Genomic DNA, 15,498 nt, shown 5'->3' with positions numbered 1-15,498 from the left:
CCCACCGCGTCCCCTCGACCGCCCCGCTACAACGTGCGCAGCAGGACCGCCGGTTGCTCCACGCAGTCGGCCACGTAGCGCAGGAACCCTCCCGCCGTCCCACCGTCGCAGACCCGGTGGTCGAAGGTCAGCGAGAGCTGGACGACCTGGCGTACGGCGAGTTCGCCCCGGTGCACCCACGGCTTGGGCACGATCCGGCCGACGCCGAGCATCGCCGCCTCCGGGTGGTTGATGATCGGGGTCGACCCGTCGACGCCGAACACCCCGTAGTTGTTCAGCGTGAACGTGCCTCCGGTCAGCTCCGCCGGGGTGAGCGTCCCGGCCCGTGCCGCCTCGGTCAGCCGGCCTATCTCGGTCCCGATCGACTCCACGTTCCGGGCATGCGCGTCCCGCACGACGGGAACGACCAACCCGCGCTCGGTCTGGGCCGCGAACCCGAGGTGGACCTCCGGCAGCCGCACGATCTCCCGCGCCTCGGTGTCCACCGTGGAGTTGAGCTCCGGGAACCGCGCCAGCGCGGCGGTGCAGATGCGTGCCAGCAGGGCCAGCACCGACACCTTGGGCCCCGCCGCCGAGCCGCCCGCGCCGTTCATCGCGGCTCTGGCCGCCATCAGCTCGGTGGCATCCGCATCGACCCAGCATGTGGCATCGGGAATCTCCCGACGACTGCGCGCCAGCTTCTCGGCGACCGCGCCCCGTACCCCGCGCAACGGAATCCGCTCCGCTGCCGGGACCGTGCCGCCCACCGACGACGGCCGCCCCGACGGCGCCGCTGCCGCCGCCGTCCCCGGGCCCGCAACCGCCTGCGGGGCCAAAGAAGCGGCGGTGACGGGCGCGGGGCCCACCGTCCGGGACGCCGGAGCCTCCGCCAGCGCTCTGATCGCGGCCTCGACATCGGACCGGAGAATCAGCCCCTCGCGCCCGGACCCCGTCAGTCGGCGCAGATCGAGGCCGTGCTGTCGCGCCAACTTCCTCACCAGCGGCGAGACGACGGCCACCGGCCCCTGCGCCGCATCCGGAACGGCGGCGGAAGCGGTCGGAACGGCGGCGGAAGCGGTCGGGACGGACCCGGCCGAAACACCCGCATCCCGCGCGACGCCCGGCAACGCCCACGCCGCTGGACGCACGCGTCGGCGACGGGCCACCGGCGCACCTGTCCCGTACCCGACCAGCACATTCCCGGACTTCTCCGTCGCACCGCCTCCGGACGCCTCCGCGGACCTCCCGGCACCGGCCCCCGCCGCCTCACCAGACCCCGCGCTCGCACCCGGCAACCCACCGGCCCCTGAAGTCCCCACTGCCCCTCTGGGTCCGGCAGACCCCGCAGAGTCTCCACTCCCCTCAGCTCCCATGGACCTCTCAGGCCCCTCACCCCCTGCGGGCGTCCCGCTCCCCCCGTCCTCCCCGGAGCCCACCGCCACGGTCAACAGTGGTGCCCCGACAGGAAGTTCCGCGCCCTCCTCACCGAACCGCGCCGTCACCACGCCCCCGTACGGGCACGGCACCTCCACCATCGCCTTGGCCGTCTCGACCTCGACGACCGGCTGATCGATGGTGACGACATCGCCGACCTCCACCAGCCAGCGCACAATCTCCGCCTCTGTGAGGCCCTCGCCGAGGTCCGGCAGCCTGAATTCGAGTACCTGGGCCATCAGCTCTCCGCCTCCCACTGCAGACGGGCGACCGCGTCGAGCACCCGGTCCACGCCCGGCAGGTGGTGCCGCTCCTGCATCGGTGGCGGGTACGGGATGTCGAAGCCGGCGACCCGCAGCACCGGGGCCTCCAGATGGTGGAAGCACCGTTCGGTGACCCGCGCCGCTATCTCGCCGCCCGGACCGCCGAACCCGGAGGACTCGTGGACGACGACCGCGCGCCCCGTACGCCGCACCGAGGCATTGACCGTCTCGTCGTCGAACGGCACCAATGAGCGCAGATCGACGACCTCGAGGTCCCAACCCTCCTCGACGGCCGCTTCCGCCGCCTCCATGCAGACCGACAGCGACGGCCCGTACGTGATCAGCGTCGCGCTGCGCCCCCGTCGGCGGACGACGGCCCGGCCGATCGGCTCGACGGCCACGGGGGCGTCCGGCGACCAGTCCGCCTTCGACCAGTAGAGCCGTTTCGGCTCCATGAAGACCACCGGGTCGTCGGAGGCGATCGACGCCCTCAGCAGCCCGTACGCGTCCTCGACCGTGGCCGGTGTGACGACATGGAGGCCCGGCGTCGCCATGTAGTACGCCTCCGAGGAGTCGCTGTGGTGCTCGACCCCGCCGATCCCGCCGCCGTAGGGCATCCGGACCGTGATCGGCAGCGGCATGGCACCGCCGGTCCGGTTCCGCATCTTGGCGACGTGGCTGATGAGCTGCTCGAACGCCGGGTACGCGAACGCGTCGAACTGCATCTCCACCACGGGCCGCAGCCCGTACATCGCCATGCCGACAGCCGTGCCGAGGATGCCCGCCTCGGCCAGCGGGGTGTCCGTGCAACGGTCATCGCCGAACTCCTTCGCCAGGCCGTCGGTGATCCGGAAGACCCCGCCGAGCGTGCCGACGTCCTCACCGAGGACGTGCATCGTGGGATCTTCGGCCATCGAGTCACGCAGCGCCCGCCCGAGGGCCTGCGCCATCGTGGCGGGTCTGGCCTTCGCGGTCCGCCCGCCGATCGGCGCCGCTGCGGTGGTCATCGCCCCTCCTTCGCCTCGTCACGGATGTGCTGGTCCTGCTGTCGGTCCTGCCCGGCCTCCGACTCGGCGCGCAACAGGGCCTCCTGCTCTCGCAGTTGCGGGGTTCGTTCCGCGTAGACATGGGCGAAGAGATCCATCGGGTCCAGCACCGGATCGGTGTTCATCCGCTCGCGCAGCGCCGCCGCCATCCGCTCGGCGGCCTCCCGCGCCTTCTCCTTCCCGGCGTCGTCGAGCAGCCCCCGCTCGGTCAGCTCCCGTTCCAGCAACCGGATCGGATCGTGCGCGCGCCACGCCTCCACTTCGCTGTCGGTGCGGTAGCGCGTGGCGTCGTCGGCGTTCGTGTGGGCGTCCATGCGGTACGTCACCGCCTCGACGAGCGTCGGACCGCCGCCGTTCCGTGCTCTCGCCACCGCCTCGCCGAGGACCTGGTGCACGGCCGCCGCGTCATTGCCGTCCACCAGCCGGCCCGGCATCCCGTACCCCACGGCCTTGTGCGCCAAGGACGGGGCGGCGGTCTGCTTCGCCAGCGGCACGGAGATCGCGAAGCCGTTGTTCTGCACGAAGAAGACGACCGGCGCCCGCCAGACGGCCGCGAAATTGAGCGCCTCGTGGAAGTCCCCCTCGCTGGTGCCGCCGTCGCCGACCATGGCCAGGGCCACGACGTCGTCACCCCGGAGGCGCGCCGCGTGCGCCAGCCCCACGGCATGCGGCAGCTGGGTGGCGAGCGGGGTGCAGAGCGGTGCGATGCGGTGCTCACGCGGGTCGTAACCGCTGTGCCGGTCGCCCCGGAGCAGCGTCAGGGCCTCGACCGGGTCCAGACCGCGCGCCACGGCCGCCAGCGTGTCCCGGTAGCTCGGGAAGAGCCAATCCCGGTCTTCCAGCACCAGCGCGGCCGCGATCTCGCAGGCCTCCTGCCCGGTGCTCGACGGGTAGACGGCAAGCCGCCCCTGCTTGGTCAGGGCGGTGGCCTGCGCGTTGTACCTGCGGCCGCGGACCAGTTCCCCGTAGAGACGGAGCAGCAGACCGGGATCGGCGTCGCCCGCGGCGTCCGTGCCGAGCACACGGTACGGCTCGGGGTCCGGGAGCAGCGGCGCGGGATCGGTGAGCGGCTTCCAGGCCGGGGGCGGCGTGGGGCGGTAAGCCGCCGCGCCGGGCAGCTCTTGGACCGTCATGACAAGCACCTCCTGGCGTCGAGGGTTTCGAGCGGCGTCTGTCGGCGTCGGGGATCGTCCGAAACCGAGGGGTGTCGAAATACATCGAAATGTCGAGTGCTGTCGAGGGGCGGCTGTGGCGCTCCTCACCTACCGATTGTTCGGTCGCGAGCGCATTTTGGCTACAGGCGCCTTCAGCCTGTGGACAAACGGTTATCCACAGCCTGGGATAGGGGCAGGTCGTCCAGGACGAGGAGGCGCGGACACATGGCAGCTGAACAAATGGCCGAGGAGACCGAGGTATCCGACCGGATACCGCCGGCGCGTCCGCTCGACGCCATCGACCGGGACATCCTGCGGCTGCTCCAGACGGACGGCCGCGCCTCGATACGGTCGGTGGCCGAACGCGTTCATGTGTCCCGCGCCAACGCGTACGCGCGGATCAACCGGCTCATCGACGACGGCGTGATCCGTGGTTTCAGTGCCCGCGTCAACCACGAACGGGCAGGCCAGGGCGCCTCCGCCTACATCACGCTCAAGATCGTCCAGAATTCCTGGCGCACCGTGCGCGAGCAACTCCAGGCCCTGCCGGGTGCGACCCACATCGCGCTCGTCAGCGGCGACTTCGATGTCCTGCTGCTCGTGCACACCCCGGACAACCGGTCGCTGCGCGAACTGGTCCTGACGAAGATCCAGGCCATTCCGGAGGTGCTCTCCACCCGCACGCTTCTCGTGTTCGAGGAGACGGACCTGGGCCCGGGTCCGGACCAGCCCACCGAGCTCACCTGACGGTGGCCAGGGCCGCGCGGGCAGCCCGGGCGCCCGCGAAGAGCGGCGGATGACGAGGGCGGTTCCGCCGTCGACGGCCGGGGCGCCAGGATTTCCGCGGGCAGAACCACGACCGGACCTCGCCGAGCCGGCCCGTCCGCCGCACTCCACCGGCCGGCGCTCACCGGTTCCCCCACCCCGCCCGACCAGCCGCCACCGGATAGTGGGCACCCGATCCCGCCCGGCACGGTCCCCCGACCGCCGGGGCGGACGCCCCGCTCCCACCCGCCAGGTCTCGGGTGCCGGGCCTCAGCCGCTGGAGCGCATCCCCTCGAAGGCCACCCGCACGAGCGTGTCCGCCAGCCGCTCGCCGTCAACGCCGCCGTCCGGCTGCGGTCGGTACCACTCCACCAGGGAGTTGACCATTCCGAACAGCAGCCGCGTCACCAGTCGTATGTCCATGTCGGAGCGGAGATCGCCTTCGGCGACGGCCGCCCCGAGCAGCTCGGTCACCCGCTGGTCGAACTCGCGCCGCCGCTCCATCGCCCAGCGCTCCGTCTTCGTGTTGCCCCGCACACGCAGCAACAGGGTGACGTAGGGGAGCTCGGCTATCAGCACGTCGACGGTTCGACGCGTGACGTACTCGACGCGCTCGATCGCCCGCCCCTGCGTCGCGCCGGGTTCGTCGAGAATGCCAAAGAGCCCGTCCAGCGCCCGGCTCACCGCACGGTGGAGCAGGTCCTCCTTGCCCGTGACGTGGTGGTAGATGGAGGACTTGGAGATGCCCGCCGCCCTGGAGAGATGCTCCATCGACGTGCCGTCGTAGCCGCGCTCGTTGAAGACACGGACGGCGACGGTGAGCAGGGTCTCCGGTGTGTACGTGTCCCGCTTGGCCGTGGTCATGTCCGCGATCCTCCCCTACGAGTTGTCCACAGGTTTGGCGGGCCCCCTTGTCCCGACCGATCGTTCGGTTACTCTAACTCTGTCCATCCGTCCCTGCCCAGCTCGATGAGGAGTTGGTCCGTCATGGCCGACGAGCTCACCCCGCATCTGCTTTCCGAGAAGCACCGCCCCACGCTCGACCAGGCCCTCGACGCGATCCGCACGCGCGCGTACTGGTCCCCGCATCCCGAGCATCCGAAGGCGTACGGCGACGGCGGCGCCCCAGGCAGCCTGAGCCCCGCCGAGGGCAAGGCGGCCTTCGACGCCGTGCTGCACACCCGATTCGACCTCGACCAGCCGGGCACCGACGGCTGGACGGGCAAGGAGGTCTCCCCCTACGGGCCGGAGCTGGGCGTCGAGTACCCGCACACCGACCCGGACGTACTGCTCCCGGCGATGCGCGCCGGCATGGCCGCCTGGCGGGCGGCGGGCCCCGAGACCAGAGCCCTGGTCTGCCTGGAGATCCTTTCGCGGATCAGCGCAAGGACCCACGAGTTCGCCCACGCCGTGATGCACACCAGCGGCCAGGCATTCATGATGGCGTTCCAGGCGGGCGGTCCACACGCCCAGGACCGCGGGCTGGAGGCCGTGGCATACGCCTACGCCGAGCAGGTCCGCACCCCGCGGAGCGCCGACTGGTCCAAGCCGCAGGGCAAACGCGATCCGCTCCGGCTGCACAAGTCGTTCACCGCCACGCCGCGTGGCATCTCGCTGCTGATCGGCTGCAACACGTTCCCCACGTGGAACGGCTATCCCGGGCTGTTCGCCTCGCTGGCCACGGGCAATCCCGTCCTGGTCAAGCCGCATCCGCGCGCCGTGCTCCCGCTCGCCCTCACGGTCGGGCTGGCCCGCGAGGTGCTCGCCGAGGCGGGCTTCGACGCCAACCTGGTCGCCCTGGCTGCCGAACGGCCCGACGAAGGCATCGCGAAGGCCCTCGCCGTACGCCCCGAGATCAAGATCATCGACTACACCGGGTCCACCGCCTTCGGCGACTGGCTGGAGACCAACGCCCGCCAGGCCCAGGTCTACACGGAGAAGGCCGGGGTCAACACGATCGTCCTCGACTCCACCGACGACTACCGGGGCATGCTCGCCAACCTGGCCTTCTCCCTGTCGCTGTACAGCGGCCAGATGTGCACCACCCCGCAGAACCTGCTGATCCCCCGCAACGGCATCGCGACCGACGCCGGCCACAAGACGTACGACGAGGTCGTCGCCGACATCGGTGCGGCGGTCGACGGCCTGCTGGGCGACGACGCGCGCGCGAGCGCCCTGCTGGGTGCCCTCGTCAACCCCGATGTGAAAGCCCGGCTGGAGGCGACAGCGGGGCTGGGCGAGGTCGCCCTGCCCTCCCGCGAGGTGGCCAACGCGGAGTTCCCCGACGCCGTGGTCCGCACGCCCACGGTCGTCAAGCTGGACGGCAACAAGCCGGACCACTCGGAGCACTACATGTCGGAGTGCTTCGGCCCCGTCTCCTTCGCCGTCGCCGTCGACTCGACGGCCGACGCCGTGGAACTGCTCCGCCGCACGATCCGCGACAAGGGCGCGATGACGGTCGGCGCGTACACCACTTCCCCGGAGGTGGAGCGCGCCGTGGAGGACATCTGTCTGGACGAGCCGGCCCAGCTGTCGCTGAACCTCACCGGTGGCGTGTACGTCAACCAGACCGCGGCGTTCTCCGACTTCCACGGCTCGGGCGGCAACCCGGCGGCGAACGCGGCCCTGTGCGACGGCGCCTTCGTGGCCAACCGCTTCCGCATGGTGGAGGTCCGCCGCCAGGCGTGATCCCGCCGACGGGATCACGCTCCTGTCAGAACCCCTGCCCCGCCGCCGGGATCTCCGCATACCTCTGCACCCACGCGTGCATGGCGATCGCGGCGGCGGCGCCGGCGTTGATCGACCGTGTCGATCCGAACTGCGCGATGGAGCACACCATGGCAGCGTGCTCGCGGGCTTCTTCGGTCAGACCGGGCCCTTCCTGGCCGAAGAGCAGCACGCACCGCCGCGGCAGCTCGGTCCGCTCCAGCGGCACCGAGCCGGGGAGGTTGTCGATACCGATGATCGGCAGCCCCTCCGCCGCCGCCCACGCGGTCAGCGACTCCGTGTCGGGGTGGTGGCGCACATGCTGGTACCGGTCGGTGACCATCGCACCGCGCCGGTTCCAGCGCCGCCGCCCCACGATGTGGACCCCCTTGGCGAGGAACGCGTTCGCGGTGCGCACCACGGAGCCGATGTTGAAGTCGTGCCCCCAGTTCTCGACCGCCACGTGGAAGTCGTGCCGCCGCAGATCCAGGTCGGCGACGATCGCCTCCCGCGTCCAGTAGCGGTAGGCGTCGGCGACGTTGCGCCGGTCCCCCTGGGCAAGCAGCTCCGGGTCGTATCGCTCCCCAACGGGCCAGGGAAGCGGATGCGGCCCGACCCCGACCTGCGTTCCGTACCCCTCGTCGTACTGCGTCGGCTCCACCGCCGCTACGGGCACGTCGGACGTCCTGGGTTCGGGCAGTTCCCCGGTCGGCCGTTTCCCGCCGTCCGAGGAGCCGCCGAAACCACCGGTGTGACCGATGCCGTCGGTGCTGCTGCCGTTCTCACTACTCACCCGACGAGCGTATGGCCTTCGCCCCTGCTTCGCTGCGGGGCCTCCTCGACCTCGGCGGACCGCCGCTGGCCGGGCACGTCGACCTCGCGCCCGAGCAGCAACCGCCACCCGAGGGACACCCGGTCGCCGAGCCACACCAGGAAGGCGGTCGGCAGGAACACCGAGTCGGCGGCGATCATCGCCATGGAGAAGAAGGGCAGCCCGAGCAGCAGAGCGATGCCGGCGTGCTCACAGATCATGGCCACGATCAGGACGTTCTTCACCCTCCGGTTGAAGAGGGTGAAGGGGAACGCGACCTGCACGATCACCGTGCCGTAGCTCACCAGCATCACGATCAGACCGCTGGACGCGAGAACGTCCGACAGCGCGGGCCATGGCGTGAAGTAGTCGAGGTTCAGCGGGTAGTACAAGGCCGTGCCGTCCTGCCACCGCGAACCCTGGATCTTGTACCACCCGGCCGTCGCGTAGATCAGGCAGACCTCGGCCATGATCACGGCGAGGGTGGCGTTGTGGACGAGGTTGGCGAGGACATCGAGCAGGGTGCGCACCTCGCCCTGCGGAGCGCGCCGGTTCACGATCCACCAGAGCCCGTGGCCCGCCCAGAGGACCCACAGGAGGGTCGGGAACCACCAGGTGCCGCCGAGGCCGCTGGTCAAAGTGGCCGCGATCAGGACCAGGCCCAGCGCCCCCCAGAGGGCCGGGCCGATCACATCCCGCCGTACCGGCCTCACCGGATCGCTGCCCGGCACCCCCGCAGACGTGCCCGGCCCGATGGGCGACCCCGCAAGGGCACCCGGCCCTGTCGGCGCCCCCTCGGACGCTCCCTCCCGCACCGGTGCTTCCACGCCTGCCGATCGCGGCAGCACCGCGGCCCGGGCGGCGCGCGCCGTACGGGCCGCGCGTCGCGCGTCCAGCGACCACACCTGCCCGCAGCGTGTCAGGACAAGGTAGATCGCCATCAGGTGGATGACGTTGTCACCGCCGTCACCCATGAAGATGCTGCGGTTCTGCAGGGAGAGCACACCGGCCATGAAGAGGACCGACACGGCACGGGTGCGCCATCCCACCATCAGCAGCGCCGCCGAGAGCACGGCGACCGCGTACACGATCTCGAACCAGGCCGTGCTGTCCGACCACATGAGCGCGGTGAACGCCTGGTTGCCCGATATGAGCCGCTGCGCCATGTCCCAGTGCCAGGGGGCTTCGGGACCGTACATCTCATGGCGGTTCGGTATCTCGCGCAGCAGGAACAGCAGATAGGTGGCGGAGAAACCGATCCGGATGACGGCGCTCTGATACGGGCCGAGGGCCGAGGAGGTGATGCGCTGAATGGCCCGCGCGAGCCCGCGTTCGAGGGATGCCTTGTTCACTTGTCGCTCCCCTCGGCCTTCCCGGGAAGGTCGGCGGGGGTCACGGCCCACCACGGCAGCACCCGGTAGGACGGCTTGGTGCCGATCTTCTCGTTGCTCCAGTCGGGTGCCTCGACGGACCGCACCTCGGAACGGAGCTGAATGCGCTCGACGGTCCCGCCGTAGTCGTGTCCGGCGAGGCGCCGCATCGCGATGCGGCGGATGTAGCGCTCGGACAGCTCACCGCGCAGGCCGTTGGCCCGGTTCTGGTTGTCGTGGGAGTTGATGTAGAAGTCCCAGGCGCGCCGCAGTTCGTTCTGGTGGATGTGGCTGGGTATGACGTTGCCGCGTATCGCCTCGATGTCCTCGCCGGTCAGGTTGGTCCAGGCGGTGGTGTGCTGCCGGCCGTCGGCTCCCGACACCTCGGCCCGTACGTGCACCGCCACGTTCTGCTGGAGCGGGTTCGGGGCGAACAGCTTCCAGTTCTGTTCGAACTCCGGATAGATCCAGTCGTCGACCGCTTCGCCGTGCTGCTTGGTCAGGGTGTTGGACGGTGCGACGTGCAGGAAGACCATGGCCAGATGGGCGCAGGCGACCAGCCCGATCACCGACAGCGCGATCGCCGCGACGGCCTGGTACGGAAGGGAGAGTGCGGCGATACCGCCCGGGGAGGCTCGGCCGGGTTCCGGATCGGCGGCCGACGTGGTCTCGCCGGGCCCGTGCCGCCCCCGCACCGGTCCCGGCGAAGCTCCCCCGTTCGCGTTCTCGCCGTCCGTTTGGTCGTACGAATCCATCCCGCCCCGATCCCCGTCGATCCCGGTGAGTTGTCCACAGGGTTGACACCCTACGGGCCGTCGACTCACCATTGTAGACAGCGAACCGAACGATCGGTCGGTCGGTAGGGAGTCCGGGATGACGGCAGTGACTGCGGGCCAGACGACGCAGACGGAAGCGGGTGGGGCCGGGGGGGCCGAGGAGGCGCTCCAAGCGGCTTTCGACGCCGCGGTGGCGGCCGACGAGCGCATCGAGCCGCGCGACTGGATGCCTGACGCGTACCGCGCCTCGCTGATCCGGCAGATGGCCCAGCACGCCCATTCCGAGATCATCGGCATGCAGCCGGAGGCCAACTGGATCTCGCGGGCACCCTCGCTGCGCCGCAAGGCGATCCTGATGGCCAAGGTGCAGGACGAGGCAGGACACGGGCTCTACCTGTACAGCGCCACGGAGACGCTGGGCGTCGGCCGTGACGAGCTGCTCGACAAGCTTCACGCGGGCCGCCAGCGGTATTCATCGATCTTCAACTACCCCACGCTGACCTGGGCGGACGTCGGAGCGATCGGCTGGCTGGTGGACGGCGCCGCGATCACCAACCAGGTGCCGCTCTGCCGCTGCTCCTACGGCCCCTACGCCCGGGCGATGGTCCGCATCTGCAAGGAGGAGTCGTTCCACCAGCGCCAGGGGTACGAGCTGCTGCTCGCCCTCAGCCGCGGCACCCCGGCCCAGCACGAAATGGCGCAGGACGCGGTGAACCGCTGGTGGTGGCCTTCCCTGATGATGTTCGGCCCGCCGGACGACGCCTCGGCCCACTCGGCGCGGTCGATGGCCTGGAAGATCAAGCGGCATTCCAACGACGAACTGCGGCAGCGCTTCGTGGACATATGCGTCCCGCAGGCCGAGGCCCTGGGCCTCACCCTCCCGGACCCGGACCTGCGGTGGAACGAGCAGCACGGACACCACGACTTCGGGACGATCGACTGGACGGAGTTCCAGGAGGTCCTCAAGGGCAACGGCCCGTGCAACGAGCAGCGCATCGGCCAACGCCGCCGGGCGCACGAGGAAGGCGCCTGGGTCAGGGACGCGGCAACCGCGTACGCCGCGAAGCACACACCGGTACGGAACAACGGGGAGGCGACGGCATGAGCAGCTCGACCGATTGGCCGCTGTGGGAGGTGTTCGTGCGTTCGCGCCGCGGACTGTCCCACACCCACGCGGGCAGCCTGCACGCCCCGGACGCGGAGATGGCCCTGCGCAACGCACGCGATCTGTACACGCGCCGGTCCGAGGGCGTCTCCATCTGGGTCGTTCCGTCCACCCAGGTGACGGCCTCCTCGCCGGACGAGAAGGACTCGTTCTTCGAACCGGCCGCCGACAAGCCCTACCGGCACCCGACGTTCTACGAGATCCCCGAAGGGGTGAAGCACCTGTGACCGCGGCACTCGCCCTCGGCGACGACGCGCTGGTGCTCTCGCACCGGCTGGGGGAATGGGCCGGCCACGCCCCCGTGCTGGAAGAGGAGGTGGCGCTGGCCAACATCGCACTGGATCTGCTGGGGCAGGCGCGTGTGCTGCTCTCCCTCGTGGGCGATGAGGACGAACTGGCGTATCTGCGCGAAGAACGCGCCTTCCGCAACGTCCAACTGGTCGAGCTGCCGAACGGCGACTTCGCCCACACCATCGCCCGGCAGCTCTACTTCTCCGCCTACCAGCACCTGCTGTACGGGCAACTGGCGGTGGGCGACGGCCCGTTCGCGGGTCTGGCGGCGAAGGCGGTCAAGGAGGTCGCGTACCACCTGGACCACGCGGAGCACTGGACCCTGCGGCTCGGCGACGGCACGGCCGAGAGTCATGAGCGGATGCAGCGCGCCGTGGACTCCCTCTGGCGGTTCACCGGCGAGCTGTTCCAGCCCGTCGAGGGGGTGGAGGTCGACTGGCCGTCGCTGCGGGACGGTTGGGCGAAATCCGTCACGGACGTGCTGGAGCGGGCCACGCTGACCGTGCCGGACGGCCCCCGGTGCACGGCCTGGACGGCGGGTGCCGGACGTCAGGGCATCCACACCGAACCCTTCGGCCGGATGCTCGCCGAGATGCAGCATCTGCATCGCAGCCACCCGGGGGCGACATGGTGACCGAGACCCCTCTCGAAGCGGAACTGCACCGGCTGGCGGGCTCCGTGCCCGATCCCGAGATGCCCGTGCTGACACTGGAGGAGCTGGGCGTACTGCGCGGCGTGCAGGTGCTCGCCCCCGGACGGGTCACCGTGCGCCTCACCCCGACGTACACCGGCTGCCCGGCGATCGAGGCCATGTCCGCCGACATCCAGCGGGTACTGAACGACCACGGCATACCGGACGTCTCCGTGGTCACCGTGCTCTCCCCGGCATGGTCCACGGACGACATCAGCGCGGAGGGTCGGCGCAAGCTGGCCGAGTCCGGCATCGCGCCCCCGCGCCCGTGCGACGCCACGGCCGCGGCCCCCGCCGGCGGTCCGGTCCCGCTCACACTCTCGGTCCGCTGCCCGCATTGCGGCTCGGCCGAAACGGAACTGCTGAGCCGGTTCTCCTCCACGGCGTGCAAGGCGCTGCGCCGGTGCGTGACGTGTCACGAACCGTTCGACCACTTCAAGGAGTTGTAGATGTTCCATCCGCTCCGGGTCCACGCGATCGAACGGCTCACGGATGATTCGGCGGCCGTCACCCTCGCCGTGCCGCCCGGGCTGCGCGAGACCTTCCGCCACAAACCCGGTCAGCACCTCAATGTCCGCTACACCGTCGACGGCGAGGAGATCCGCCGTTCGTACTCGATCTGCTCCCCGGCCACCGGGGAGCAGGCCGGTCCGACACTGCGCGTGGGCATCCGGCTCGTCGACGGCGGCGTGTTCTCCACCTACGCGCTGAAGGAACTCGTCGTGGGCGACGTGGTCGAGGCCATGCCCCCGATGGGCGGTTTCGTGCTCATGCCGCGCCCCGGGCGCTTCGCGGCGATCGTCGGGGGCAGCGGAATCACCCCGGTGCTGTCGATGGCCTCAACGCTCCTGGAACGGGAGCCGGACGCCTCCTTCTGCCTGATCCGGAGCGACCGGACGGCCGGATCGACGATGTTCCTGGACGAGGTCGCCGACCTGAAGGACCGCCACCCTGACAGGTTCCAACTGGTCACGGCGCTCTCCCGGGAGGAGCAGCAAGCGGGCCTGCCCTCCGGCCGACTGGACCGGGACCGGCTCGGCCGGCTGCTGCCGGCGCTGCTCCCGGTGGCGGAGGTGGACGGCTGGTATCTGTGCGGGCCGTTCGGACTGGTGCAGGCGGCAAAGGGCGCGCTGCGCGGGTTGGGCGTCGACCGTTCGCGCATCCACCAAGAGATCTTCCACGTGGACGACGGCCCGGAGACGGTCACCGGGCCCCGGCCCGAAGCGCCTGCCCACAGCAGCCTCACAGCCACCCTGCACGGCCGGTCCGGCACCTGGCCGGTGCCGGAGGGCGAGTCGCTGCTGGAGACGATCCTGCGCAGCCGCTCCGACGCGCCGTACGCCTGCAAGGGCGGTGTGTGCGGGACCTGCCGGGCGTTCCTGGTGTCGGGCGAGGTCCGGATGGACCGCAACTTCGCGCTGGAACCCGAAGAGACGGACGCGGGATATGTGCTGGCATGCCAGTCCCATCCGGCGACACCGGAGGTGGAGCTGGACTTCGACCGCTGACCCCGCCCGCGACATCCGCCCGCTCCGCCGCACCGGCTCCGCTCACCCCGCTTCGGCCTCCACCCGCCCCTCGCACGCCCGCTCACGCCTTCCTGTTCCCTTCCCGTAGAATTTGTTCTAAGTTGACGCTCCGTCAGGTACGGGCACAGGAACGGCGGTTCGCGGAAGGACGGGACGATGGACTTCACCTTCACCGAGGAACAGCAGGCGGCCGCGGAGGCCGCGGAAGCGGTCTTCTCGGGTGTCGCACCCGACGGTGTGCCCAGCCCAGCCCTCGTGGCGGGAGCGGTGGCCGATGACATCGACCGGCCTCTGTGGGCCCGGCTCGCCGCGAGCGACTTGCTGAGCCTGACGCTGTCGCCGGAGCACGGCGGAGCGGGGCTGGATCCCGTCGCGCTCTGCCTGGTGCTGCGGGAGTCCGCGAAGGTGCTCGCTCGGGTACCGCTGCTGGAGACGAGCGCGGTCGCGATGGCGCTCCAGCGCTACGGCGACCCCTCGCTTGCCGCCGGCCTGCTGCCCCGGGTCGGCCGGGGGGAACTGGTCCTCACCGTCGGGGCCAACGGCCGCTCCGGCCACGACCCGGCGGATCTCGCCGTCACCGCCCGTCGGCAGGCCCGGATGGCGGACTGTGGAACGGCCCCCGGAATGGGCCGAGGGGCGAACGACGAACGATCCGGCGAAGGCCGTGCGAGTGGGAGCTCCACCGGCCGGGACCGTGTCGAAGGCGCCGGGAGCGCCACCGACGCCCCCACCGGGAGCATCGCGGGAGATGCCCCCCGTGGCGCCCCGGATGATGCTCCCGGTGGCGATCGCCGTGACGCGGCCGACCGCGGGTGCGACGACTCCGTCTGGGTGCTGGACGGAGTGCAGACGGGGGTGCCGTGGGCGGGATCCGCGGACTGGATCGCCGTTCCCGCCCGTACGGACGAGGGCCAAACGGTCCTCGCCCTCGTCCGGCCCTCCCAGAAAGGCATCACCCTGGCCGAGCAGATCTCCACCAATGGTGAACCGTTCGCCGAGGTCCGGCTGGATTCCGTACGCGTCGGCAGCGACGCGCTGATCGACACTCCCGGGGCCTGGGAGTGGCTGCGCGCCCTGCTCACCACCGGAACGTGCGCACTCGCACTGGGACTGGGCGAGGCCGTGCTCGCCATGACGAGCGAATACACCGGCAGACGCGAGCAGTTCGGCCATCCGATCGCGACCTTCCAGGCCGTCGCCGTACAGGCCGCGGACCGCTACATCGACCTTCAGGCCATGGAGGTCACGCTCTGGCAGGCGGCCTGGCGCCTGTCCACCGGGGCCGGTGGCGCCCTTCCGGTCGAGGGCGACATCGCCGTGGCGAAGATCTGGGCTTCGGACGGTGTGCGACGGGTCGTGCAGACGGCACAGCATCTGCATGGAGGCTTCGGCGCGGACACCGACTACCCACTGCACCGCTTCCATGCCTGGGCGAAACAGGTGGAACTCTCCCTCGGCCCGGCGGCCGCGCACGAGGAAGCACTGGGCGACCTGCTGGCCGCCCACCTCCTCGGCTGA

Annotated in this window: 15 protein-coding genes; 8 read left to right on the top strand and 7 right to left on the bottom strand. The window is 70.8% G+C overall.

Annotated elements, in window-relative coordinates:
* Nucleotides 1–26 precede the first annotated feature (26 nt).
* Genes ACIHCL_RS14590 through pdhA form a run of 3 tightly spaced genes read right to left on the bottom strand, consistent with a single transcriptional unit; the run spans nucleotide 27 to nucleotide 3,855 of the window.
* On the bottom strand, nucleotides 27–1,652 hold the full coding sequence (locus ACIHCL_RS14590; RefSeq protein ID WP_399861420.1) for a dihydrolipoamide acetyltransferase family protein: 1,626 nt from the start codon (nucleotides 1,650–1,652) through the stop codon (nucleotides 27–29).
* Nucleotides 1,652–2,683, bottom strand: coding sequence for an alpha-ketoacid dehydrogenase subunit beta (locus tag ACIHCL_RS14585; protein WP_399861418.1), 1,032 nt, complete (start codon nucleotides 2,681–2,683; stop codon nucleotides 1,652–1,654). Before ACIHCL_RS14585 ends, ACIHCL_RS14590 begins: the two co-directional genes overlap by 1 nt.
* Entirely contained in the window at nucleotides 2,680–3,855 is a 1,176-nt protein-coding gene (gene pdhA / locus ACIHCL_RS14580) for a pyruvate dehydrogenase (acetyl-transferring) E1 component subunit alpha (RefSeq protein ID WP_399861416.1), read from the bottom strand. Before pdhA ends, ACIHCL_RS14585 begins: the two co-directional genes overlap by 4 nt.
* A 246-nt stretch (nucleotides 3,856–4,101) precedes the next feature.
* Here pdhA and ACIHCL_RS14575 point away from each other — a divergent pair, with 246 nt between their 5' ends.
* On the top strand, nucleotides 4,102–4,623 hold the full coding sequence (locus tag ACIHCL_RS14575; RefSeq protein ID WP_399861414.1) for an Lrp/AsnC family transcriptional regulator: 522 nt from the start codon (nucleotides 4,102–4,104) through the stop codon (nucleotides 4,621–4,623).
* 288 nt (nucleotides 4,624–4,911) lie between these two features.
* On the opposite strand, the gene ACIHCL_RS14570 is transcribed toward ACIHCL_RS14575, so the two are convergent.
* On the bottom strand, nucleotides 4,912–5,505 hold the full coding sequence (locus tag ACIHCL_RS14570; RefSeq protein ID WP_399861410.1) for a TetR/AcrR family transcriptional regulator: 594 nt from the start codon (nucleotides 5,503–5,505) through the stop codon (nucleotides 4,912–4,914).
* A gap of 123 nt (nucleotides 5,506–5,628) precedes the next feature.
* Between ACIHCL_RS14570 and paaN the strand changes: the two genes are divergently transcribed.
* A complete protein-coding gene (gene paaN, locus ACIHCL_RS14565; protein ID WP_399861409.1) occupies nucleotides 5,629–7,329 on the top strand; it encodes a phenylacetic acid degradation protein PaaN in 1,701 nt (566 codons plus the stop codon).
* A 25-nt stretch (nucleotides 7,330–7,354) separates the two neighbouring features.
* On the opposite strand, the gene ACIHCL_RS14560 is transcribed toward paaN, so the two are convergent.
* From ACIHCL_RS14560 to ACIHCL_RS14550, 3 genes are all read right to left on the bottom strand, one after another.
* Nucleotides 7,355–8,047, bottom strand: a complete 693-nt coding sequence (locus tag ACIHCL_RS14560) for a TrmH family RNA methyltransferase (protein ID WP_399861857.1) — start codon at nucleotides 8,045–8,047, stop codon at nucleotides 7,355–7,357.
* A gap of 89 nt (nucleotides 8,048–8,136) precedes the next feature.
* On the bottom strand, nucleotides 8,137–9,510 hold the full coding sequence (locus tag ACIHCL_RS14555; protein WP_399861407.1) for an HTTM domain-containing protein: 1,374 nt from the start codon (nucleotides 9,508–9,510) through the stop codon (nucleotides 8,137–8,139).
* Nucleotides 9,507–10,283: a DUF5819 family protein gene (locus ACIHCL_RS14550; protein WP_399861404.1), complete on the bottom strand. Its 777-nt coding sequence runs from the start codon at nucleotides 10,281–10,283 to the stop codon at nucleotides 9,507–9,509. The genes ACIHCL_RS14555 and ACIHCL_RS14550 overlap by 4 nt, the downstream gene beginning before the upstream one ends.
* A 118-nt stretch (nucleotides 10,284–10,401) precedes the next feature.
* Between ACIHCL_RS14550 and paaA the strand changes: the two genes are divergently transcribed.
* The 6 genes from paaA to ACIHCL_RS14520 all read left to right on the top strand — a co-directional run bounded on the left by paaA (nucleotide 10,402) and on the right by ACIHCL_RS14520 (nucleotide 15,498).
* Complete coding sequence (gene paaA, locus ACIHCL_RS14545; protein WP_399861401.1) at nucleotides 10,402–11,409, top strand: 1,2-phenylacetyl-CoA epoxidase subunit PaaA; 1,008 nt, start codon at nucleotides 10,402–10,404, stop codon at nucleotides 11,407–11,409.
* Complete coding sequence (paaB, locus tag ACIHCL_RS14540; protein ID WP_399861398.1) at nucleotides 11,406–11,696, top strand: 1,2-phenylacetyl-CoA epoxidase subunit PaaB; 291 nt, start codon at nucleotides 11,406–11,408, stop codon at nucleotides 11,694–11,696. Before paaA ends, paaB begins: the two co-directional genes overlap by 4 nt.
* Entirely contained in the window at nucleotides 11,693–12,394 is a 702-nt protein-coding gene (gene paaC / locus ACIHCL_RS14535; protein WP_399861396.1) for a 1,2-phenylacetyl-CoA epoxidase subunit PaaC, read from the top strand. The genes paaB and paaC overlap by 4 nt, the downstream gene beginning before the upstream one ends.
* A complete protein-coding gene (paaD, locus tag ACIHCL_RS14530) occupies nucleotides 12,388–12,900 on the top strand; it encodes a 1,2-phenylacetyl-CoA epoxidase subunit PaaD (protein ID WP_399861393.1) in 513 nt (170 codons plus the stop codon). Before paaC ends, paaD begins: the two co-directional genes overlap by 7 nt.
* Entirely contained in the window at nucleotides 12,901–13,959 is a 1,059-nt protein-coding gene (locus ACIHCL_RS14525; protein ID WP_399861390.1) for a 2Fe-2S iron-sulfur cluster-binding protein, read from the top strand.
* Between the two features lie 177 nt (nucleotides 13,960–14,136).
* Nucleotides 14,137–15,498, top strand: coding sequence for an acyl-CoA dehydrogenase family protein (locus tag ACIHCL_RS14520; RefSeq protein WP_399861388.1), 1,362 nt, complete (start codon nucleotides 14,137–14,139; stop codon nucleotides 15,496–15,498).

The organism is Streptomyces sp. NPDC052042 (assembly GCF_044548345.1).
Lineage (GTDB): Bacteria > Actinomycetota > Actinomycetes > Streptomycetales > Streptomycetaceae > Streptomyces.
This window is presented reverse-complemented; position numbering and strand designations above follow the sequence as displayed.

Coding starts and splice junctions, on each gene's coding strand:
- ACIHCL_RS14570 (WP_399861410.1), bottom strand. CDS start 5,505: ATGACCACGGCCAAGCGGGACACGTACACACCGGAGACCCTGCTCACC.
- paaN (WP_399861409.1), top strand. CDS start 5,629: ATGGCCGACGAGCTCACCCCGCATCTGCTTTCCGAGAAGCACCGCCCC.
- paaA (WP_399861401.1), top strand. CDS start 10,402: ATGACGGCAGTGACTGCGGGCCAGACGACGCAGACGGAAGCGGGTGGG.
- ACIHCL_RS14520 (WP_399861388.1), top strand. CDS start 14,137: ATGGACTTCACCTTCACCGAGGAACAGCAGGCGGCCGCGGAGGCCGCG.
- ACIHCL_RS14525 (WP_399861390.1), top strand. CDS start 12,901: ATGTTCCATCCGCTCCGGGTCCACGCGATCGAACGGCTCACGGATGAT.
- paaB (WP_399861398.1), top strand. CDS start 11,406: ATGAGCAGCTCGACCGATTGGCCGCTGTGGGAGGTGTTCGTGCGTTCG.
- ACIHCL_RS14550 (WP_399861404.1), bottom strand. CDS start 10,283: ATGGATTCGTACGACCAAACGGACGGCGAGAACGCGAACGGGGGAGCT.
- ACIHCL_RS14585 (WP_399861418.1), bottom strand. CDS start 2,683: ATGACCACCGCAGCGGCGCCGATCGGCGGGCGGACCGCGAAGGCCAGA.
- ACIHCL_RS14590 (WP_399861420.1), bottom strand. CDS start 1,652: ATGGCCCAGGTACTCGAATTCAGGCTGCCGGACCTCGGCGAGGGCCTC.
- pdhA (WP_399861416.1), bottom strand. CDS start 3,855: ATGACGGTCCAAGAGCTGCCCGGCGCGGCGGCTTACCGCCCCACGCCG.
- ACIHCL_RS14575 (WP_399861414.1), top strand. CDS start 4,102: ATGGCAGCTGAACAAATGGCCGAGGAGACCGAGGTATCCGACCGGATA.
- paaD (WP_399861393.1), top strand. CDS start 12,388: ATGGTGACCGAGACCCCTCTCGAAGCGGAACTGCACCGGCTGGCGGGC.